Below are 19,725 nucleotides of genomic sequence, written 5' to 3' on the forward strand. Positions count from 1 at the left end.
CTTATAGTTATCTATATCAAGCACTTACTGGTAAACAATAAGTTATCCTCCGTGAACATAAACGTCGCTAGTTTGTTAAACGGTAACTACATTCTGTTACTGTTCGTGGTACTCGCACTGGGGCTGTGCCTCGGTAAACTCCGTCTGGGCTCCGTCCAACTCGGTAATTCCATTGGCGTTTTAGTGGTTTCTCTGCTGCTCGGCCAGCAACACTTCGCCATTAACACCGAGGCGCTGAATCTCGGCTTCATGCTGTTTATTTTCTGCGTCGGGGTGGAAGCCGGGCCTAACTTTTTCTCGATTTTCTTCCGCGACGGCAAGAATTACCTGATGCTGGCGCTGGTGATGGTCGGTTCGGCCATGGTGATCGCCATCGGCCTCGGCAAGCTGTTCCACTGGGACATCGGCCTGACCGCCGGCATGCTGGCCGGTTCGATGACCTCGACGCCGGTGCTGGTTGGGGCCGGCGATACGCTGCGCAACACCATCGTCAACGGCCCGGCGCTGCTGGCGGCGCAGGATCATCTGAGCCTCGGTTACGCCCTCACCTACCTGATCGGTCTGGTCAGCCTGATTTTCGGCGCGCGCTACCTGCCAAAACTGCAGCACCAGGATCTGTCCACCTCCGCCCAGCAAATCGCTCGCGAACGCGGCCTGGACACCGACAGCCAGCGCAAGGTCTACCTGCCGGTGATCCGCGCCTACCGCGTCGGCCCCGAGCTGGTGGCCTGGGCCGACGGCAAGAACCTGCGCGAACTGGGCATCTACCGCCAGACCGGCTGCTACATCGAACGCATCCGCCGCAACGGCATTCTGGCCAACCCGGACGGTGACGCGGTGCTGCAGGTGGGCGACGAGATCTCGCTGGTCGGTTATCCGGACGCCCACGCGCGGCTGGATCCGAGCTTCCGCAACGGTAAGGAAGTGTTCGACCGCGATCTGCTCGACATGCGCATCGTGACCGAAGAGATCGTAGTGAAGAACAGCAACGCGGTGAACAAACGCCTGAGCCAACTGAAGCTGACCGACCACGGTTGCTTCCTCAACCGCGTGATCCGCAGCCAGATCGAAATGCCGATCGACGACAGCATCGTGCTCAACAAGGGCGACGTACTGCAGGTAAGCGGCGACGCGCGCCGGGTGAAGAGCGTGGCGGAGAAGATTGGCTTTATCTCGATCCACAGCCAGGTGACCGATCTGCTGGCGTTCTGCGCCTTCTTCATCATCGGCCTGCTGATCGGCCAGATCACCATTCAGTTCAGCAACTTCTCGTTCGGCATCGGTAACGCCGCCGGTCTGCTGATGTCCGGCATCATGCTCGGCTTCCTGCGCGCCAACCACCCGACCTTCGGCTACATTCCGCAGGGCGCGCTGAACATGGTGAAAGAGTTCGGCCTGATGGTGTTTATGGCGGGCGTGGGCCTGAGCGCCGGCGCCGGCATCGGCCACAGCCTGGGCGCAGTCGGCGGCCAGATGTTGATCGCCGGGCTGATCGTCAGCCTGGTGCCGGTGATTATCTGCTTCCTGTTCGGCGCCTACGTGCTGCGCATGAACCGCGCCCTGCTGTTTGGCGCCATCATGGGCGCCCGCACCTGCGCGCCGGCGATGGAGATCATCAGCGACACCGCGCGCAGCAACATCCCGGCGCTGGGCTACGCCGGCACCTACGCCATCGCTAACGTGCTGTTAACGCTGGCGGGTTCGCTCATCGTGGTGCTATGGCCGGGCATACTCGGTTGATCGATTAGCGGCAGAGATGGATCGGCGATAAAAATATTTTGATTTTTTTGTCGCCGGCCAGAACTTTCGTTGGGGGCCGCAGTCTGAATTAGTGCCACTGCTTTTCTTTGATGTCCCCATTTTGTGGAGCCCGATAATCCCGCCTTTTAGGTTCAAGATTATCGGGTTTTTTGTTGCCCGCACTCCACCGCCCGCGGGACCACCATCAGATGGCAGCAACACCTCAACTGACGACGTACAGCGCCGCGTCCGCTCCTTCCTGAAACATCGTTTCTCTTAACGTTTAGTGTCGGGCGGTCGGCTATCAAACAATGCATTTCCCAAGGTTTGATTTCAGAAGGAGTGAGAGCGGAGTAACTGTATTAATTAGCAAGTGGGGCTGAACTCAACAACGGCCTTATCAATATCTTAATATCAAAAAAAGCAAGACACCTACGGTGCCTTGCTTTTCTTTTTACATTAACAAGCGCCAAAAAGAACGACAGAGAACAGAACGGAACCGTTCAGATAAATAGTGGCCTTCAATCCCGTAGGAATAAAGGAACCACAGGTCTCTGCGCACACTTTAAGCTGCCCACCAATGGGAATTGGAATCGGCGAAGAAACGCAAAAGTCACCGTAGATAGGAATGGTAAAACAAATTTGGTTGTTTGCAGGGTTATAACTGGCCCCAACGCAAACCGAAAGTTTAAGCGCCAACACGCCCTGCTGCTTAAGGTCTACAGGTACCGGCGCCGGTGTTTTTTGCGAAAATCCAACCGCAGTAAAATCAGCAACATGTTCATTTTGAGCATGCGGATCTTGTTCATTGCATTTACAATCAGCCATTGGAATATCCTCGTAAGTTTTTTTAGATATTAATTAGCGAACGATGTAATTGCCGTGGAGCTAATTACATTGATGAATCTAGCAGCACAATAATTAATTTCCATTCCTTTGCCATTAAATAAAATCAATAAAACAACAATAAAATGATTAATAAGAATATTTTTATTTATGTAACCGAAACGGTTTGTTATCACCGAAATAATTGCAATTCAAAATAATATAATCAGAGATGAAGGGAGATAAAAAATGAGGATATTGCGAGTGAGAATTAAAAAAATGCCCTTAAACCAAGGATGTTAACCTTGTTAGCTTGAGTCACTTTCCATTTTCCCTCTGTAGGTTGAAAAAATTTGGCTAAGCACCTGGCTTTCCTGCCTGAAAATAAAAAACCGCCTGAAGAGCCGCATATCATCGCAAAATGCTCTTCAAACGGTTTTGTACAAGATCATGTATTCACAGCGCTAATCGCGGATTACTTTGATTCAGCCTGGCTTACGGTATCTTCGGCTTTCCAGATGCGGTATTTCACTTCCGCGTCTTTCGGCGCATACACCACGATCGGCAGGCGGCTGTTGTAACGCTGCATCGCGGCGTCGCCCAGGTTGGCGGCGATGAATTTCTTGGTCTTGGTGTTATCCGGGCAGGCCATCATGGTCGAGGCCGGTTCGGACAGCTTCTCCAGCACCAGGTAGTCGTAGCCCCAGCCAGACAACGTTTTGGTCTCCAGGATGCCGCCAATCATATGACGGTTGCAGTCCACTTCCAGCGTCTTGCCGATCAGCAGCTCTACCTTGTAGTTCTCTTCGTGCTCTTGCTTCGGCAGGTAGATCACCTGGCGGTTCATGCCCTTCTCGGCTTTCGGGTAAGGTGCGACCTTTTCCAGCGGCTGTTTGCTGATATCCGCGTCATCGCCAGAGGTAGCCGCCATGGCGCTGGCGGAAACGGCCATCAGCAGGCCGGAAAATACAACGGATGCCTTGTTCATGTTTATCCCTACACTTTTTTTCAAATAATCCGTCTATAAACTAATACACTACCGCCAAGCTCGCCACAGGTTTAATCTTCTTTACAATAGGCGATAAATAGTGACAATCGCCTGGTATCGTCGATTATCTGGAGCAATGGCTCAGTGTGTCTTCAGTTGGGCGATATAGGCCTTCACCACCTGATAGACGTAATCCTGGCACGCCAGCCCGGTTTGCGGATCGTATTTGCCCTGATTGGTGATGTTGTTGGACAACACGCGAATGCCGACGAACGGCACCTTGAACTCGGCGGCAATCTGCGCAGCGGAGGCGGTCTCCATCTCTTCGACCGACGTCCGGTAGCTGTCGTGGAAATAGCGAATGCGATCCAGCTCGCTGTTCCACACGTCGGCCGAACCGATCACCCCTTCCACTACTTTGCCCTGTCGGTAATCGCTCTTAACGCTTTGCGCAATCGCCAGCAGTTTGGGGTCGGCGGGAAACTGACGCAGGCTGTGCGCCTTTTGGTCCTCACCAGCGCTGCCCTTGGAAGCCAACAGATCCATCGGCTGCCACTGCCGCGAGTCGCTGCCTTCCCCCAACGCCTTGACCGGCGTTTTGAACGCCCCAAGATTGACCGAATATTTGCCCAGCACGATGTCATACACCTTAAGGGCCGGATCGTGACCGCCGGCAGTGCCCTGGTTGATGATCGCCACCGGATGGAACTGCGTGGCGGAGATCGCCGTGGCCGCCGCCGCATTGGACATGCCCTTCAGAGTCTCCGACACCACCACCGGGTAGCCGTCTACGGTACCGTGCCAAAAGCGCCAGCCGCCGATCTGCTCCTCACGCGGGTTCTCCAGCCGCTGGGCGAAACGTTCCGCTTCCACCGGCATTGCGCCCTGCACCACGATCGGCCCAGTGGCCGCAGGTTGGCCAAAGCTCAGCGGAGAAAAGACCGCACCGGCGGCCGCCAACAGTAAGACACGCGCTTTATTCTTCATCACCACACTCTCACCCCGAAAAAAGCAAACGATCACCTTAGCCGAAGGCGGTAGCGTCGGATAGAGTTTTCTTGCCGGCGGACTAAGGTTTTCTTAAGACAGAATTATTACAGTGGCGCTATTCAATACTGTCACCGAGCCTGCGCGTGAATCCACAATCGTCATTAAATCAATCCTCAACGGCACAGCAAATTAAGACAACTGCCCTTTACTCCCTGCCGACATCCTTTTACCGTTGGCAAGTTTTTGGCCTGCTGATCAGCGGTTTGGTGTTCCTGTGGCTCTCCCGCAACGAACAGCTGGACTGGGCGATCAGCAACTATTGGTACGATGCCGCCAGCGGGCATTTCCCGTGGCAAAACAATTACTGGCTGGATCTGATCAATCACCGTCTGTTGAAGCAGATAGTGATCGTGGGAGCGGTGCTTACGCTGTTTTGGGGCATCTATCGCCGCAGCGCGCGCCTGATTGTCAGCATGCTGCTTCTCGGCATCGGCCCGCTGGTGGTGGGCATTCTCAAGGCCACCAGCGCGCACTCCTGTCCGTGGGATCTGATCGAGTACGGCGGCAAGGCGATGTCCTTCCCGTTGTTCGGCGCGGTACCGGCGCTGCCGGGCCCCGGTCGCTGTTTCCCCGGCGGGCACGCCTCGAGCGGTTTCGCGGTCATGGCGTTGTTTTTCCTGTTTTATCCGCAGCGCCCGCGCCTGGCCTGGTGCTGCTGGTGCGGCGGTATTGCGCTCGGCATGTTGATGGGCTTTGGTCAGATCATGCGCGGCGCACATTTTCTTACCCATAACCTGTGGGCAGGTTGGTGGGTTTGGTTAAGCCAGTTGGCGATTTATTGGATAGTTAGCGGCTATTGGCGCCGCAAGATGAGGTAACGGTTATGGAGCAGTTAAACCATGTTCTTTTCGCCTGGATCAATGCGACCCCGGCATCTCCCGAATGGATGATCGATTTCGCCACCTTTCTGGCGCGCGATCTTATCATTATCGTGCCGCTGCTGATCGTCGGCCTGTGGCTGTGGGGGCCGCGCAGCCAGCTGGTTTCGCAGCGCGAAGTGGTGGCGAAAACCACGATCGCGCTGCTGTTCGCCATGCTTGCCGCCTCCGCTATCGGCGCGCTGCTGCCGCATGAGCGCCCGTTCGTCGCCGGCGTGGGTTATACCTTCCTGGCGCACGTGCCGGACAGTTCGTTCCCCAGCGATCACGGCACCGCCATCTTTACCTTTGCGCTGGCGTTCCTGTTCTGGCACCGGGTCTGGTCCGGCGCGCTGCTGATGATTGTCGCCGTCGGCATCGCCTGGTCACGCGTTTACCTCGGCGTGCACTGGCCGCTGGATATGGTCGGCGGTTTCCTGCTCGGCCTGGTCGGCTGCCTGTTCGCTCAGCTGGTATGGAATCTGTTCGGCGATGTCCTCGCCGACAGGCTGTCGCGCCTGTATCGCTTTCTGTTTGCCTTCGCCATTCGCCGCGGCTGGGTGAAAGAATAACCGCATAACATGACAGGGGCGTTACCGCCCCTGCTTTCACACCACGCCGGTGGTCACGCAAAATGCCCGCGTTTTTCCCGCTCCCAGCATCACTCCCGCCTCCCCTTCCGGCGCGTTCGGCCGGCAGTTTGCCGGCTGGATAAAAGCAAGCAGCCGCCTGTTGCCCTGGACAACGATGCGCCGCAGGCCATAGTTGAATTGCCCGGTGGCAAAACGCGTCACATAGCGGCGGCCTTGCGGCGCCAGCATAAAGAACTCGGCCTGATCCACGTAGCGCGTCAGATCGTCGGAGCACAGCAGTTCCTGCCCGAGCGCCTCTCCCAACAGCGCCGGCGTCGGCAAGTTTTGGCGGAACACCGCGTCGGGAATGCAATCGTAGTTGAGGCGGCACACATAGCGCAGCGGCTGCGGCCGATCGGCCAGGTTGGTAACCTTCATCTCTATGGCGAACTGCGCGCTCTGGGCCGCCAGACGCAGCGCCGGGCCGATGCGCCAACGCCCGCCCAACCGCTCGCCTTCACCGTGCAACGTCAGCTCATCGCCCGCCAGCTGCAGCCACACGCGTTGCATCTGGAGCGGCGCGCCGTCGTGACTCGGCCAGGCGGGACAGAACGCGGCGTCGTCAGCGCGCTTTCTTCCGGCGCCCCGCACGCTGCGGCGGCCCGATTTCAGCGAATGACCGTCAAATTCGGCGTCCCAGATCGCGAGGCCCTGATACGGCAAAACCGTCAGCGCGCCACGGCAGTTCGCCAGCGTCAGCATCGGCCCGCGTTCTGCGCAGCGATGCGCGCTCACCGCGAAACCCGCGTTACGGAACAGTTCCTGCCGATACGTCCCGAAAGCTTCAGGAGCCAGGTCGATGTTGATCTTCATCTTTTTCCCCTCGACGTTTCGCCCGCGCAGGCCGCGAGCGGCCGCTGAAAATGTTATTTAAATAACAAACAACCCTCCTCTAAGTTATACATATAACAGTGAAGTAACTATGATCTCGTCGACATTTTTCAAATCCCGCTAGGTTTATCGACATTGAAATGTTATTATTTTCACATTAGCTATCCATGCTCTTTTCTCAACTTCACTAAGGAACCGCGATGACCACCGAAAACATCGATTACGCCAGCTATGTTGACCACACCCTGCTGGCCATGGACGCCACCGAAATGCAGATCGCCAAACTGTGCGAAGAAGCGCAGCAGCACAACTTCTATGCGGTATGCGTCAACTCCGGCTACGTGCCGCTGGCGGCCCAGCTGCTGCAGGAAAGCACGGTGAAAGTCTGCTCGGTAATCGGTTTCCCGCTGGGCGCCGGCCTGACCGTCGCCAAAGCCTTTGAAGCCAAAGCGGCGATCGCCGCCGGCGCGCAAGAGATCGACATGGTGATCAACGTCGGCTGGCTGAAGAGCGGCCTGCTGGACGAAGTGAAAGCCGACATCGCCGCCGTGCGCGAGGTTTGCGCGGCGATCCCGTTGAAGGTAATATTGGAAACCTGCCTGCTCAGCGATGCGCAGATCGTCCAGGTTTGTGAAATGTGTCGCGAACTCGATGTCGCCTTCGTGAAAACCTCCACCGGCTTCAGCACCGGCGGCGCTCGGGAAGAGCACGTCAAACTGATGCGCGAGACCGTGGGCAGCGAAATGGGCGTGAAAGCTTCCGGCGCCGTGCGCGATCGCGCCACCGCCGAGAAGATGATCAAAGCCGGCGCCACGCGTATCGGCACCAGCTCCGGCGTCGCCATCGTCTCCGGCGCTCAGGCGGCAGCGGGCAGCTACTGATCGTCGGTATGCCCTGAGGGGCATAGCCAATACACTCCGATGCGGGACAATACGGGCGGTTGATGCGGCCCGATATTGCCCCGCATCGTTCTGTTTAGCGCCGGAAATGCCGGCTCGCCTTTTATCTCTACTACCTGTGGGAAGACGGATCTATGGAAACGCGGCGCGAAGAACGTATCAACCGGTTAGTTCAGGCGTTAAAACGCGCTGACAAGATCCACCTGAAAGAAGCCGCCGTGCTGCTGGGGGTCTCGGAGATGACCATTCGCCGCGATCTGAGCGCCGAACCGGCGGCCGTGGTGTTACTCGGCGGCTACGTGGTGACCGATCCGCGCAGCAACGGCGTGACCAACTACTTCGTTTCCGATCAAAAAGCCAAACAGGTCACGGAGAAACGGCGCATCGGCCTGCTGGCGGCGCCGCTGATCAATGAAAACGACACGGTGTTTTTCGACTGCGGCACCACCACGCCGGCGATCATCGACGCCATCGCCGACGAGCTGGCTTTCACCGCCGTGTGTCATTCGCTGAACACCTTCCTGGCGCTGCAGGACAAACCGAACTGCAAGGTGGTGCTGTGCGGCGGCGAGTTCAAGCCGAACAACTACATCTTTTCCAGCGTCGGCGGCCGCAACGAGCTCGATCACATCTGCCCGAACATCGCCTTTATCTCCGCCGCCGGCCTCAGCCTGCAGCACGGCGCCACCTGCTTCAACTTCGACGAGCTGGAGATGAAGCATCGCGCCATGGCGATGGCGCAGCAAAAGATCCTGGTGGCAGACCACAGCAAGTTCGGCAAAACCAAACCGGCCTGCATCGGCCCGCTGACGCAGTTCGATCGGGTGATCACCGATCGCCAGCCGGACGCCGGCTTCATGGCGTTCTTCAACGATAACGCCATCGCTATCCGCTATTAGTCCGCCTTCAGCGCCGTCATAACCGACGGCGCACCGCTTCGATATCCCTCTTTCCCCGCCGAAAAATGAACAAATAATGCGCAATCAATTCGCGTTTTTCGCTTATCCGCACGCAACATCAGGTTAATAAAATGCAACAGCTCACCCGCGTGATTATTTTTTCGCAGGCTAACCACGCGGTCGGTTGGGTGAATTAACGGCTATTTATGGCTTTTATATGATAAATCGAGCCAAAGGCCAGGAAGTTTAAATAAATGGCGGTTTACGCGATTGCAGCAAATCTCGCCAATACCTGTTAGGTATCTGTTATTTATATGATGAATGGTTACGCATTTTTATCCGCTAACCACGTAAGTAATTTCCCTTCGTTACTAGCGGTGCTTTTCAACAAAAACAAAATAAAAACAAAGATATAAAATTTATTTACCTTAAAAACATAATGTGATCTACATCACTAAAACTGCTTAATCCGGGTTTTTCGCTAGATCCAAAACCACGCATAAAATATATTGCTCGGCTTGCTGCTGAGCACAGCGCTTTATCCGGCTAATTATTGTACAAGCCGCATAATCGCAGAAACTTTCATGAGAGCGTTCTCAGCACAAAATCTTACACAAATGTGCAACAAATGCGCGAAAAATCGATAAAAAAGCTGATAACTACACATATTGCGCATTTGAGAGCAGGATCACGGTTGTTTCTACTGTAAATCGTTATCTTGCCGCCAACAAAAATCGACAGGCAAAGACCTGTCGGCAGCGGTAACGACTTTTATCGCCCGCAACGGTGAAAAGTCTTTAGCGAATTACCCGGTGCTGTGCCTTGGTAATGAACGCAATAAACAACCAGGGGGACGCCAAAACATCCCCGCAAGCAACACCTGATTCTTACCGCAAGCGTTGCCTGAATAGGACGTTTGACGGTTTAACCTTAAGTTTTGCCTTTTAATTTTAAATTCGTGTTCACTTCGGAGATATTTATGGACACTACACAGACCGGCACAATTGCCTCTGCGGCCTCGGGCTCCAGCAGTACCTGGCGTAAAACGGATACCATGTGGATGTTGGGCCTGTACGGCACCGCCATCGGCGCAGGCGTCCTGTTCTTGCCCATCAACGCCGGCATCGGCGGTTTGATTCCTCTGATCATCATGGCCATCATCGCTTTCCCGATGACCTTCTTTGCCCACCGCGGTCTGTGCCGTTTCGTTCTGTCCGGCAAAAATCCCGGTGAAGACATCACCGCCGTGGTGGAAGAGCACTTCGGCATCACCGCCGGTAAACTGATTACCCTGCTGTACTTCTTCGCCATCTACCCGATTCTGTTGGTTTACAGCGTGGCGATCACCAACACCGTCGACAGCTTCATCACCCACCAGTTGGGCATGACATCGCCACCGCGCGCCATTCTGTCGCTGATCCTGATCGTCGGCCTGATGACCATCGTGCGCTTCGGTGAGCAGGCCATCGTGAAAACCATGAGCATCCTGGTGTTCCCGTTCGTCGCAGTGCTGATGCTGCTGGCGGTGTATCTGATCCCTAACTGGACCGGCGCCATCTTCGAAAACGTGTCGCTGTCCGGCAGCGGTACCGGCATGGGTCACGGCCTGATCATGACCCTGTGGCTGGCGATCCCGGTGATGGTGTTCTCCTTCAACCACTCGCCGATCATCTCCGCCTTCGCCGTCGCCAAACGCGAAGAGTACGGCGCAGACGCCGAGAAGAAATGCTCCCGCATTCTGGCTTACGCACACATCATGATGGTGCTGACCGTGATGTTCTTCGTGTTCAGCTGCGTGCTGAGCCTGACGCCGGAAAACCTGGCGGAAGCCAAGGCGCAGAACATCTCGATTCTGTCTTACCTGGCTAACCACTTTAACAACCCGATGATCGAGTACATCGCGCCGGTTATCGCCTTCGTCGCCATCACCAAATCGTTCCTGGGCCACTACCTGGGCGCCCGTGAAGGCTTCAACGGCCTGGTCGCCAAGTCGATGAAGAGCCGCGGCAAAACCGTCAGCACCGCCAAGCTGAACCGCATGACCGCTATCTTCATGCTGGTGACCACCTGGATCGTCGCCACCCTGAACCCGAGCATCCTGGGCATGATCGAAACCCTGGGTGGCCCAATCATCGCCATGCTGCTGTTCCTGATGCCGATGTACGCCATCCGTAAAGTGCCTGCCATGCGCAAGTACAGCGGCCACATCAGCAACGTGTTTGTGGTTGTGATGGGTCTGATCGCCATCTCTGCTATCGTGTTCAGCCTGCTCGGCTAATCACGTCCGGCCGGCGCCGCTGCGCGCCGGCCCTCCCGCACTCCCCCATTTCCCGTATTCACCGCCTGAAACCTGAAGAAGGAGGCGAGACCATGGTCAGCGTTTTCGATATTTTCAAAATTGGCATCGGCCCATCCAGTTCCCACACCGTTGGCCCGATGAAAGCCGGCAAACAGTTCGTCGACGATCTGATCGCCCACCAGCAGCTGCAAGACACTACCCGCGTGGTGGTCGACGTGTACGGTTCGCTGTCGTTGACCGGTAAAGGCCACCACACCGACATCGCCATCATCATGGGCCTGGCCGGCAACCTGCCGCACGACGTGGACATCGACAGCATTCCGGGCTTTATCCGCGACGTCGAACAGCGCGGCCGCCTACCGCTGGCCAACGGCCATCACGAGGTGGATTTCCCGCTGCACGGCGGCATGAACTTCCACAGCGACAACCTGCCGCTGCACGAAAACGGCATGCGCATCCGCGCCTTCGCCGGTGAGCGCCTGCTGCACAGCAAAACCTATTACTCGATCGGCGGCGGTTTCATCGTCGACGAAGAGCACTTCGGCCAGCCCGCCGAGGGCGCCACGCCGGTGCCCTACCCGTTCAAATCGGCGCACGATCTGCAGCAGCATTGCAAAGAGACCGGGCTGTCGTTGTCCGGCCTGGTGATGCAGAACGAACTGGCGCTGCGCAGCAAAGCGGATATCGACGCGCACTTCGCCGACGTCTGGCAGGTGATGAGCGCCGGTATTGAGCGCGGCATCAACACCGAAGGCTTGCTGCCCGGCCCGATGAAAGTGCCGCGCCGCGCCGCCGCGCTGCGCCGCATTCTGGTGACCGGAGACAAGAACAATATCGACCCGATGAACGTGGTCGATTGGATCAACATGTTCGCGCTGGCGGTCAACGAAGAGAACGCCGCTGGTGGCCGCGTGGTTACCGCCCCGACCAACGGCGCCTGCGGCATCATCCCTGCGGTGCTGGCCTACTACGACAAGTTCATCCGCCCGGTAAACGCCAATTCCTACACCCGCTACTTCCTGGCGTCCGGCGTGATTGGAGCGCTGTACAAGATGAACGCCTCGATCTCCGGCGCCGAAGTGGGCTGTCAGGGGGAAGTGGGCGTCGCCTGTTCGATGGCGGCGGCCGGGTTGACCGAGCTGCTGGGCGGCAGCCCGGCGCAGGTGTGCATCGCGGCAGAGATCGCCATGGAGCACCATTTGGGGCTGACCTGCGATCCGCTCGCCGGCCAGGTACAGGTGCCTTGCATCGAACGCAACGCCATTTCCGCCGTCAAGGCAGTCAATGCCGCGCGCATGGCGATGCGCCGCACCAGCGAGCCGCGGGTTTGTCTGGATAAGGTGATCGAAACCATGTACGAAACCGGCAAAGACATGAACGCCAAATACCGCGAAACCTCACAGGGCGGGCTGGCGATCAAGGTCGTGGCCTGTAACTGATCGCCACGGCGAGGCACTAAAGGCGCCGGCCGGTCTGACTTGGCCGGCGCCGTTTCAATAGCGATTCTTTCCTGCCGCAACGCCCACCTGAATGCCCGCGCGAGGCCCCACAGCCCCAGGACGAGCGCTGTGCCGCAGCCAACCGTAAAGTTCGGCATTACGCCGGAATCCCATTTTGCGCATCACGCTCATCTTGTGGTTGCTGACGGTTTTCACGCTGATGTCCAGCATCCGGGCGATTTGCGTCACCCCCATCTCGCGCGTCATACAGCGCATGATCTCCTGTTCGCGCAGCGTCAGGCCGCGGTGCTGGCATATGCAGTTCCTGCCACAACCCGGCCAGTTCGGCCATTTGCTGCGCCGCTCCAGCTCGGCGCTCACCTGATACAGCGCCGAGACCAACGGCATATCGTGGTAGATGACGCCGGCCTCCAGCGCGCAGCGGTTTCCGACGGTGCGTTTATGCCGCCCCTCCGGCATTCGCAACGAGAAATACAGCGTTTTACGCCCCACGGGCTGCGTCTCAAAGAAGTGACAAAAACAGCTTTGCACGCCGGGGGGAAAATAGCAGAACACCAGATCGGCTTCGTGAACCTGCTGCGCATCCAGTAACAGCGTACGCTTGCCGTAAGTGCTGAAATGCAGCGCCAGGGCCTCCTGCCAACCGGCGCTGAAGTAACGGTTTTCATCAAATAGCGCGATTTTTATCATCGTGTTCATCCCTGCCTCCCCGCCGTTCCGGCTTCCCGTTTAACCGCCTGGGCACCCTTTGCCGGCGCCTGGCTGTTGTCGATGCGTAATTCATAAATCATGGTGGCGTTGGGTGGCACTTTCGGCGGATAGCCGGTTTCGCCGTAGGCCAGCGCTGGCGGCACGACCATCGTCAGCGATCCGTGGTTGTGCAGGTGGCTTATCGCCTCCCGAAACAGCGGCGGATACTCGGACAACGGTTGCGACAGCACCTTGCCGCTCAGTTCCATATCCTGGATCACCGTACCGTCGGTCAATTTCTCCTTCACGACCACATCAACCACCGTCGTTGGCGCCAGCGCGCCCTCCCCGGCGTAATCAACCCGATACCAGAAGCCCATCGCCGATTGCTTTACGTCCTTTTGTTGACTGAACTGCGTCAGGTAATCTTCATCACGCCGCCGCTGTTCGTTAACGCGTTTCTCACGCGCGGCCACGGCGGCGGCATCCGCTTGCGCCGTCAGCGCATTCAGTTCATCCGGCGGCAACCGCAAACGCCCCGAGACGCTATCGATGACGCCCGCCAACAGGCTGTCGCGATCCACCGGCACGCCCCAACTTTGACGCTCCGCCACTACCCCCTGAATGTCCCGCCCCAGCGCACTGCCCGCCGCATAGGACAGACGCTTGCGATCATCCTTCAACTGCTCCGGCGTCATCTCCCATTGCAGCCGCTTACGCAACGCCAGCAGGTCTTCGCGCGCCTGCTGAGTCGCCTTCTGCTCACCGGCCCGCTTCTGCTCGCTTTCTTCCAACGCGGCGCGCAGAGCGTTCAACGCCTCCTGGTGCTCGCGTTGGCGTTGTGCAAGCGTCTGTGCCGATGCCTGCGCGGCAGACTCAAGTTCGGTGACGCGCCGTTCGGCCTGCGCCGCCGTCGCTCTGCTTTGGGCGGTTTCCTGCGTCGCCTGACGCAGCAGCGCCTCGGCGCGCTGCGCGTCGGGCGAGCCGCGCCAGGCGGTGCCCAACCCGGCGATCCACTTTTGCAGCGTTGACGAATCGGGCAACGTCGCGACGGATGGCGTCGCTTTCTCCGCCCGCAACGCGGCGAGTTCCTGGCGCAACATCGTCAGTTCCATTCGCTGGCGCGCCAGCTGTTGGTCACGCGCCAATAATTCCTGGGTCAGCGTAAAAGCTTTGGCCGGTGAGGCTGGCTTATTGTTGTCCGACGGGCGCTTCGCGGGTTCACGCTTTTTTTGCCCCGACTCGCGTTCGACTGGCGCCGCTTTTTCGTTCGTCGGCACGATGTTTTGCCGTTGATACTGCTCGGCAAACTGCAGCAGCGCCGGCACGCCGTCGTCCGCCAGCGCGACGCCGGAGAACAGCAGAGCGACGCAGCCCAGCAGGCGCAGCCTCATTTAATCTGCTCCCCACGATCCGCCAAGCCGGTCAACACCGCCTGATTCACCCCGGCGCACAGATAGTTGACCTTGTAGCGATACAGCGCATCCACCGTCTCCTGCGTGTCACCGTTTACCCTGGCGCGCAGGCTGGCGTACTGCGAGGCGCCGCTCATCAGGCTGTCGAAGGCCTGCTTATAGCGCTGATACTGTTTCTCGTCGATCGCGCGCAATGCGCCCAGTTGCTGCTGGCACTGCTGCAGCTGTTCGGCCTCACGCTGCTTGCGCAAAGCCTCTTCTGACGGAGGTTGCACAACCTGATTTTTAGTGTTCACGGCGGGCTTGCCCGACTTTTGGCTTTGGCAAGCGGCGGCGCTCAACGCCAACAGGCACAGCAGCCCCATGCGCAGGGCGTGATTGACGTGCTTTCTCATCATTGCGTTTCTTGTCCTTGTAGACGCTTATTCGTATTCCAACGTAAAAGTGGCCACCGCGCTGAAGGTGCCGCGGCCGATGGACTTCGTCTGGATAGCCTCCGGTTCCCCTTGCACATAGGCCTGCAGCGTAAGCGTGGTGTTGCCGGCACTCAGGCGGAATTTATCGCTGGCGCGATTGAGCGGCAGCGCCTTGCCGCTGCTGTCTTCCAGCCCGATGCCGATCCCCGACGCCAGGCTGCCGGCATCCAATGCCAACAGGCCGGGCAGTTTGGCGTTTTCGGTGCCGGTAAACGTGATAGCCACCGTATTGCCCAGGCTGAGATCGCACTCGGTCAGGTGCAATGCGAAGGTTTGACTGTGGGAGCGGGTGTTCAGATACAGGTATTTGTCGACGATGGTGCCGAAATCCAGCGGAATGTCCTCATCCCCTGGCTGAATGACGCACGGCTCGGCCACCAGCGTGCCGTGAAAGCGCATGTTTTCCGCCGCAGTCGCCGACTGCGCCATTATGCCGGCCGCCATGACCATGCCAGCCCCCAACAGCGCGCTCCGGCGCCGGTTCGTCTCTGTCGCGCGCATGACGCCACTCCCTTTGGTTGTGCTTGCGCCGACCGGGCGCAAGCGGCGTATTAGTCGTAGTAAAGCCGGAAATCGATCGCCGCACGGTAAGCGCCGGCGCTCAGCGTCGCCGGGGTGCGCACCGGCGTCACCGTATACGTCAGGGTGTTTTGTCCCGGCGTCAGCAATACCGGTTTGTTACGCGCGCCGAGGCGCACAGGCAGGCCGCTGGCATCCGCCAGCTGCAACCCCAACCCGGTGACGCCGGCAACCCTGACCAACCCCGGCGCGTCGTCATCCGTCGGCGCGGCAAACGCCACGGACACCGCAGGCTGGCTGCCGCTCCAGGCCAGCACCCCAGTCCAGGCGTCGCGGCTGCTCGCCGGCGCCCGCAGGCAGTCTTTCAGCGTCAGCTCGAACACCACCGGCGTGCCGCGATCGCCCGGGCGCTGGAAGTGCGCCGTTCCCGTCTCACCCAACCACACTTCCTGACGAGCGGTGGTCATTTCCAGGCTGCAGGCGCTTTCCGTCAACGCGCCGTAGACGTGGAGCGTGCCGTTCGCCCCCTCCACGTCCCAGTTGTCCACCGCGCGGGCCGGCGGCATCAGCATCAGCATCGTGCCCGCCGTCAGCGGCACCATCAGCGCGGCCAACACCGTCAGGCCGATAGTGCGTCGCTGATGACGTTCATAGGCCTTTCCCAACAGCATGGGGATCTTTCGTTGCATGATTCGTTCACTCCGCTGTGTTCATGACTCGGTCTTCCCTGCTTGCGCGCGGCTCGTCATTTGGCGACCGGCACGACCTGGCAGGCACTGCCGGCGCAGCGGAAGTTCAACTGCGGCCGCCCGCCGTAATCGTTGATGTACGCCAGCGACGGTGCGTTGCCGAGGCTCGCGGCGGAAACGTTCAGCGGGGCGCTGGCCTTCGGCGCCACCATCAACGGTTCAAAGCCGACCGCCCCTTTGCCGCCCTTGCCGGCACTCGCCTCAACGATCGTCACGTAATAAGGGGTCGGGTTGTTCACCACATATTTGTCACCCTGCCGGGTCAGCGTCAGCTGCTCCTGCCACGGCGCCGCGTTCTTCTTCGGGGCGAGCGCCGCCGGGCGATAAAACATTTTGATGCGGGTCTGCAACGCTATCTGCAGCGTGTTCGGCTTATTGCTGCGCGGCGGTATTTCCCGCAGGTTGAAGTAATACAGCGTCTCCCGGTCCTGCGGCAGCTGACGCGCCGCCGGCAGCGACTGGATCTTCACCTGGCTCGGTTTGCCCGGCTCCACCCGCTGCACCGGCGGCAGCACGGTGAAGGGGCTTTGGATCTTGTTGCCGCGATCGTCTTCGATCCATCCCTGCGCCAAATACGGCAACTGTTTGTTCTGGTTACTGATGTTGAGACTGACCGTTTTCAGGTCGCCGTCGAAAATCACGCGCGTGCGATCCAGCGCGATAGCCGCATGAGCGGGCAGGCCGACCGCGCCGAGCGTCAATGCGGCGGCGAGCGGGCCCACAAGGGAAACGGTCTTTCTGGTCATAGTCAGATTCATCATGTCTTCACGGTTCCAGTCGGCCGAAGGCGGGCAATCCCGCCCCGGCGGTTTAGCGGCGGAGCGCACTCCGCCGGGTGTAAGTCAGTTGGCGTCAGCCGCCGGCTTGTTGCCGGCCAGAGGACGGCAAGGCAGCAGCAGCGTGTTCATCAGCATTTCGGCCGGCAGCGGCGCCGGCAACTGGATTTCACACTGCGCCGCGCCGTTCCAATGCACGCGCATGCGCTCGCCGGGGTTGAGGCCGGACAGGTAAACGCTGCCGCCGTCATTGATGATGCCGGTCTCCTGTTTGCGGGCATTCAGCACCGTGGCGCCGAACGGCGGCTCGCTGCCGTCCGCCAGTTTGACGATCGCCATCGCCTTCTCGCCGGCTATCACCTCAAACTTGCGGTAGCCGATGGCCCCCTCGGTCAACGTGGCCTGCACCACGGAACGCGTCGCCTCGACGTTGTCGCTCAGGCTATTGAGATCGATGCTGGCCTTATTGCGGTAGTAGCTGTTTACATCCGCCACCACCGCTTTGCCGTAACGGTTGGTCAGCACCGTACTGCCGTAGCCGCGCACCGGCACGCCGGCGACGCCTTCGGTATCCAGCAGCAAGCGCGTGCCGCCCGGCGTATTGACCCGGTGCAGCACCGCCCCTTCCGCCGCCATCGTCAGGCCGCCCTGCGCGCCGATGCCGACGGCGCTGTAACGGCCGGCCTGGTAGCTGGCATTGGCGTTGATCTGCGCCATATCGCCCTGATGGCTGTAATAGCCGCTGGCCGTCGCCCCGCTGCGTGCGGCGCCGGCGCTGATCTGATAGTTGTTGTGTTCATCGACCCGGTTGTAGTAACCGACCCGATGGGCGTTCTCTTCGCGATCGAGCGTCATGTTGTAACTGAGCGTCCCGGCGCTGCCCCAGGGCAGCGACAGCGACAGGTACATCCCGTCGTCATTGCGCTCGTTGTAACGGTTGCGATAGGCCGACAGCGATACGCTGACGTTCTTGAAATCGCCGATATCGAAGTAGCGCGATACCATCAGGTTGTAACGATCGTTCGGCGCCCGATCCCAATAGGTTTGGTGGCTGTAGTTGAGATAGGTGCTGAGCCCCAGATCGCGGAACTGTTTGTTGAAGGTGATGGTGTACATCTCCTTGCTCTTGCCGCTGCGTCCCCCTTCGTAACGCGCATCGAGGTAGTCCCCCATGCTCATGAAGTCCTCCTGGGAGAAGCGGTAGCCGGCGAAGGTGATCTGGCTGTCGTACTGGTCGAAGTTCTTCGAATAGCTCAACCGGTACGAACCACCGGTCAGAGCGCCCTCCTGCGGCAAGCGCGCACGCGACTGCGTGGCATCGAACGACAACGCCCCCAGCGCCATCAGATCGCGCCCGATCCCCAGCGACAGCGCGTTGTAATCGCCGCCGGCGATGCCCCCGCCGTACAGCGACCAGCCGTTGCTGATGCCCCAGGAGAACTCACCTGTGCCGAACATCGGCCCGCGCAGGTGATGCCCCCACTCCGACGGCTTGCCCGTCGCCAGCTTGTAACGCACCGTACCCGGTCGCGTCAGATAAGGGATGTTGGCGGTATTCATCTTGAACGCCTGCACGCTGCCGTCTTGCTCTTCGACGCGTACGTCCAGCTCGCCGGAAACCGCGTCGTTGATGTCCTGAATGCGGAATGGCCCCGCCGCCACCTGCGTCTCATACAGCACGCGCCCCTGTTGGCTGACCACCACCTTGGCGTTGGTTTTCGCCACGCCCGTCACTTCCGGCGCATAGCCGCGCAGGTTGGGCGGCAACATGCTGTCGTCGGATCGCAGACTGACGCCGGTAAAGCGCAGGCTGTCGAAAATGTCGGAGTTCAGATAATCCTCACCCATCGTCAGCCGCGAGCGCAGCGCCGGAATAGCCCGGTAGGCGTAATAGCGGCTCCAGTCGAACTGTTTGTCGCTCGACTGAGAAGAACCGGTCTGATGGCTGAGATTAGCCTGCCAGTCGGCGCGTAGACGCCAGGCGCCCAGATTGGCGCCGCCGGTGCCGTTGCCGCTCAGGCTGTAACTGCTGCCGCCTTTCTGATGTTTTTGCGTTTGAGCATTGACGTTATAGTCAAACAGCAGCCCGGGAATACCGTCATCCCAGCGCGAAGGCGGGTCCCAGTTTTCCGAGCTGTATTCCAGATAGGCCTGAGGAATGTTGAGGTACAGCGAGGAGCTGGCAAGATCGCCGCGGGCTTCCATCCCTGCCAGGCTGGAGGCGTCAAGGCAACGGCCGCCGTGCGTCCAGTTCAGCGTACTTAACAGCTTTTCTTTCAGCCCCAGTTGGTTGACCAACTCCGGCGAAAGACAGGCTTCGCTGCCTTTAGGATCGTTCTCGGGCGCCATAAACGTCACCGGCTGTTCCGCCAGATCGTTCTTATTGACGTGCACCACCATGGTATAAACGCCCGGCATGATGTAGCCGCTGCGCGTAAATTGGCTCAGATCGATATTTTTACGATCGTTGATGTCCAAGACGTCAGTATTGAATTGAATAACGTCGGCGGCATAAACCAACGCGATCGGATTTCCCAGAGAAAGGGCGACACAGAGCCCCAAGGCCTGAAGACGAAATAACTTCCCTGCCGGTGAAAGCATAATAAAGTCCTTTCAATAA

General features: G+C 58.9%; 18 protein-coding genes. 7 read left to right on the forward strand and 11 right to left on the reverse strand.

Going from position 1 to position 19,725, the window contains the following annotated elements; translation table 11 throughout:
* Positions 1-51: 51 nt before the first annotated feature.
* Positions 52-1,740 carry an aspartate:alanine antiporter gene (locus tag ACMGF7_RS23950; RefSeq protein WP_004938680.1) on the forward strand — a complete coding sequence of 563 codons (1,689 nt, stop codon included), beginning with the start codon at positions 52-54 and terminating at the stop codon, positions 1,738-1,740.
* A 459-nt stretch (positions 1,741-2,199) separates the two neighbouring features.
* On the opposite strand, the gene ACMGF7_RS23955 is transcribed toward ACMGF7_RS23950, so the two are convergent.
* From ACMGF7_RS23955 to ACMGF7_RS23965, 3 genes are all read right to left on the reverse strand, one after another.
* Positions 2,200-2,568, reverse strand: coding sequence for a hypothetical protein (locus ACMGF7_RS23955; protein ID WP_071796762.1), 369 nt, complete (start codon positions 2,566-2,568; stop codon positions 2,200-2,202).
* Between the two features lie 472 nt (positions 2,569-3,040).
* On the reverse strand, positions 3,041-3,553 hold the full coding sequence (gene eco, locus ACMGF7_RS23960) for a serine protease inhibitor ecotin (RefSeq protein WP_420286742.1): 513 nt from the start codon (positions 3,551-3,553) through the stop codon (positions 3,041-3,043).
* 141 nt (positions 3,554-3,694) lie between these two features.
* Positions 3,695-4,540 (reverse strand): 5'-methylthioadenosine/S-adenosylhomocysteine nucleosidase, encoded by an 846-nt coding sequence (locus ACMGF7_RS23965; RefSeq protein ID WP_021504362.1) that lies wholly within the window; start codon positions 4,538-4,540, stop codon positions 3,695-3,697.
* 146 nt (positions 4,541-4,686) lie between these two features.
* On the opposite strand from ACMGF7_RS23965, the gene ACMGF7_RS23970 reads away from it, so the two are divergent.
* Positions 4,687-5,421, forward strand: coding sequence for a phosphatase PAP2 family protein (locus ACMGF7_RS23970; RefSeq protein WP_049241101.1), 735 nt, complete (start codon positions 4,687-4,689; stop codon positions 5,419-5,421).
* A gap of 5 nt (positions 5,422-5,426) precedes the next feature.
* Positions 5,427-6,032 carry an undecaprenyl-diphosphate phosphatase gene (gene ybjG / locus ACMGF7_RS23975; protein WP_015377285.1) on the forward strand — a complete coding sequence of 202 codons (606 nt, stop codon included), beginning with the start codon at positions 5,427-5,429 and terminating at the stop codon, positions 6,030-6,032.
* A gap of 36 nt (positions 6,033-6,068) precedes the next feature.
* Here the strand turns inward: ybjG and ACMGF7_RS23980 are convergent, their stop codons facing one another.
* Positions 6,069-6,905 carry a hypothetical protein gene (locus ACMGF7_RS23980; protein WP_049241099.1) on the reverse strand — a complete coding sequence of 279 codons (837 nt, stop codon included), beginning with the start codon at positions 6,903-6,905 and terminating at the stop codon, positions 6,069-6,071.
* Positions 6,906-7,123: 218 nt separating this feature from the next.
* Here ACMGF7_RS23980 and deoC point away from each other — a divergent pair, with 218 nt between their 5' ends.
* From deoC to ACMGF7_RS24000, 4 genes are all read left to right on the forward strand, one after another.
* On the forward strand, positions 7,124-7,804 hold the full coding sequence (deoC, locus tag ACMGF7_RS23985) for a deoxyribose-phosphate aldolase (protein WP_021504366.1): 681 nt from the start codon (positions 7,124-7,126) through the stop codon (positions 7,802-7,804).
* A 152-nt stretch (positions 7,805-7,956) separates the two neighbouring features.
* Positions 7,957-8,721: a DNA-binding transcriptional repressor DeoR gene (gene deoR / locus ACMGF7_RS23990; protein WP_049241098.1), complete on the forward strand. Its 765-nt coding sequence runs from the start codon at positions 7,957-7,959 to the stop codon at positions 8,719-8,721.
* Positions 8,722-9,700: 979 nt separating this feature from the next.
* Complete coding sequence (locus ACMGF7_RS23995) at positions 9,701-10,999, forward strand: HAAAP family serine/threonine permease (protein ID WP_004938697.1); 1,299 nt, start codon at positions 9,701-9,703, stop codon at positions 10,997-10,999.
* 92 nt (positions 11,000-11,091) lie between these two features.
* Positions 11,092-12,459: an L-serine ammonia-lyase gene (locus ACMGF7_RS24000; RefSeq protein WP_197763618.1), complete on the forward strand. Its 1,368-nt coding sequence runs from the start codon at positions 11,092-11,094 to the stop codon at positions 12,457-12,459.
* Between the two features lie 54 nt (positions 12,460-12,513).
* Here ACMGF7_RS24000 and ACMGF7_RS24005 read toward each other — a convergent pair whose 3' ends face one another.
* From ACMGF7_RS24005 to ACMGF7_RS24035, 7 genes are all read right to left on the reverse strand, one after another.
* Positions 12,514-13,179: a helix-turn-helix domain-containing protein gene (locus ACMGF7_RS24005; protein WP_420286743.1), complete on the reverse strand. Its 666-nt coding sequence runs from the start codon at positions 13,177-13,179 to the stop codon at positions 12,514-12,516.
* Positions 13,176-14,564 carry an FKBP-type peptidyl-prolyl cis-trans isomerase N-terminal domain-containing protein gene (locus ACMGF7_RS24010; protein WP_135637984.1) on the reverse strand — a complete coding sequence of 463 codons (1,389 nt, stop codon included), beginning with the start codon at positions 14,562-14,564 and terminating at the stop codon, positions 13,176-13,178. Before ACMGF7_RS24010 ends, ACMGF7_RS24005 begins: the two co-directional genes overlap by 4 nt.
* Positions 14,561-14,983, reverse strand: a complete 423-nt coding sequence (locus ACMGF7_RS24015; protein WP_033645816.1) for a hypothetical protein — start codon at positions 14,981-14,983, stop codon at positions 14,561-14,563. The genes ACMGF7_RS24010 and ACMGF7_RS24015 overlap by 4 nt, the downstream gene beginning before the upstream one ends.
* Before the next feature lie 24 nt (positions 14,984-15,007).
* Positions 15,008-15,562, reverse strand: a complete 555-nt coding sequence (locus ACMGF7_RS24020) for a fimbrial protein (protein ID WP_004938719.1) — start codon at positions 15,560-15,562, stop codon at positions 15,008-15,010.
* A 50-nt stretch (positions 15,563-15,612) separates the two neighbouring features.
* Complete coding sequence (locus ACMGF7_RS24025) at positions 15,613-16,251, reverse strand: fimbrial protein (RefSeq protein ID WP_420286780.1); 639 nt, start codon at positions 16,249-16,251, stop codon at positions 15,613-15,615.
* 74 nt (positions 16,252-16,325) lie between these two features.
* The gene (locus ACMGF7_RS24030) at positions 16,326-17,090 is read right to left on the reverse strand and encodes a fimbria/pilus periplasmic chaperone (protein ID WP_049241091.1); all 765 of its coding nucleotides are present in this window, start codon (positions 17,088-17,090) and stop codon (positions 16,326-16,328) included.
* Between the two features lie 81 nt (positions 17,091-17,171).
* On the reverse strand, positions 17,172-19,706 hold the full coding sequence (locus ACMGF7_RS24035) for an outer membrane usher protein (RefSeq protein WP_273874592.1): 2,535 nt from the start codon (positions 19,704-19,706) through the stop codon (positions 17,172-17,174).
* Positions 19,707-19,725: the final 19 nt, after the last annotated feature.

The organism is Serratia sp. BNK-17 (assembly GCF_048684935.1).
Taxonomy (GTDB): Bacteria; Pseudomonadota; Gammaproteobacteria; order Enterobacterales; family Enterobacteriaceae; genus Serratia; species Serratia nematodiphila.

Coding starts and splice junctions, on each gene's coding strand:
- ACMGF7_RS23955 (WP_071796762.1), bottom strand. CDS start 2,568: ATGGCTGATTGTAAATGCAATGAACAAGATCCGCATGCTCAAAATGAA.
- eco (WP_420286742.1), bottom strand. CDS start 3,553: ATGAACAAGGCATCCGTTGTATTTTCCGGCCTGCTGATGGCCGTTTCC.
- ACMGF7_RS23965 (WP_021504362.1), bottom strand. CDS start 4,540: ATGAAGAATAAAGCGCGTGTCTTACTGTTGGCGGCCGCCGGTGCGGTC.
- ybjG (WP_015377285.1), top strand. CDS start 5,427: ATGGAGCAGTTAAACCATGTTCTTTTCGCCTGGATCAATGCGACCCCG.
- ACMGF7_RS23980 (WP_049241099.1), bottom strand. CDS start 6,905: ATGAAGATCAACATCGACCTGGCTCCTGAAGCTTTCGGGACGTATCGG.
- deoC (WP_021504366.1), top strand. CDS start 7,124: ATGACCACCGAAAACATCGATTACGCCAGCTATGTTGACCACACCCTG.
- deoR (WP_049241098.1), top strand. CDS start 7,957: ATGGAAACGCGGCGCGAAGAACGTATCAACCGGTTAGTTCAGGCGTTA.
- ACMGF7_RS23995 (WP_004938697.1), top strand. CDS start 9,701: ATGGACACTACACAGACCGGCACAATTGCCTCTGCGGCCTCGGGCTCC.
- ACMGF7_RS24000 (WP_197763618.1), top strand. CDS start 11,092: ATGGTCAGCGTTTTCGATATTTTCAAAATTGGCATCGGCCCATCCAGT.
- ACMGF7_RS24005 (WP_420286743.1), bottom strand. CDS start 13,179: ATGAACACGATGATAAAAATCGCGCTATTTGATGAAAACCGTTACTTC.
- ACMGF7_RS24010 (WP_135637984.1), bottom strand. CDS start 14,564: ATGAGGCTGCGCCTGCTGGGCTGCGTCGCTCTGCTGTTCTCCGGCGTC.
- ACMGF7_RS24015 (WP_033645816.1), bottom strand. CDS start 14,983: ATGATGAGAAAGCACGTCAATCACGCCCTGCGCATGGGGCTGCTGTGC.
- ACMGF7_RS24020 (WP_004938719.1), bottom strand. CDS start 15,562: ATGCGCGCGACAGAGACGAACCGGCGCCGGAGCGCGCTGTTGGGGGCT.
- ACMGF7_RS24025 (WP_420286780.1), bottom strand. CDS start 16,251: ATGCTGTTGGGAAAGGCCTATGAACGTCATCAGCGACGCACTATCGGC.
- ACMGF7_RS24030 (WP_049241091.1), bottom strand. CDS start 17,090: ATGATGAATCTGACTATGACCAGAAAGACCGTTTCCCTTGTGGGCCCG.
- ACMGF7_RS24035 (WP_273874592.1), bottom strand. CDS start 19,706: ATGCTTTCACCGGCAGGGAAGTTATTTCGTCTTCAGGCCTTGGGGCTC.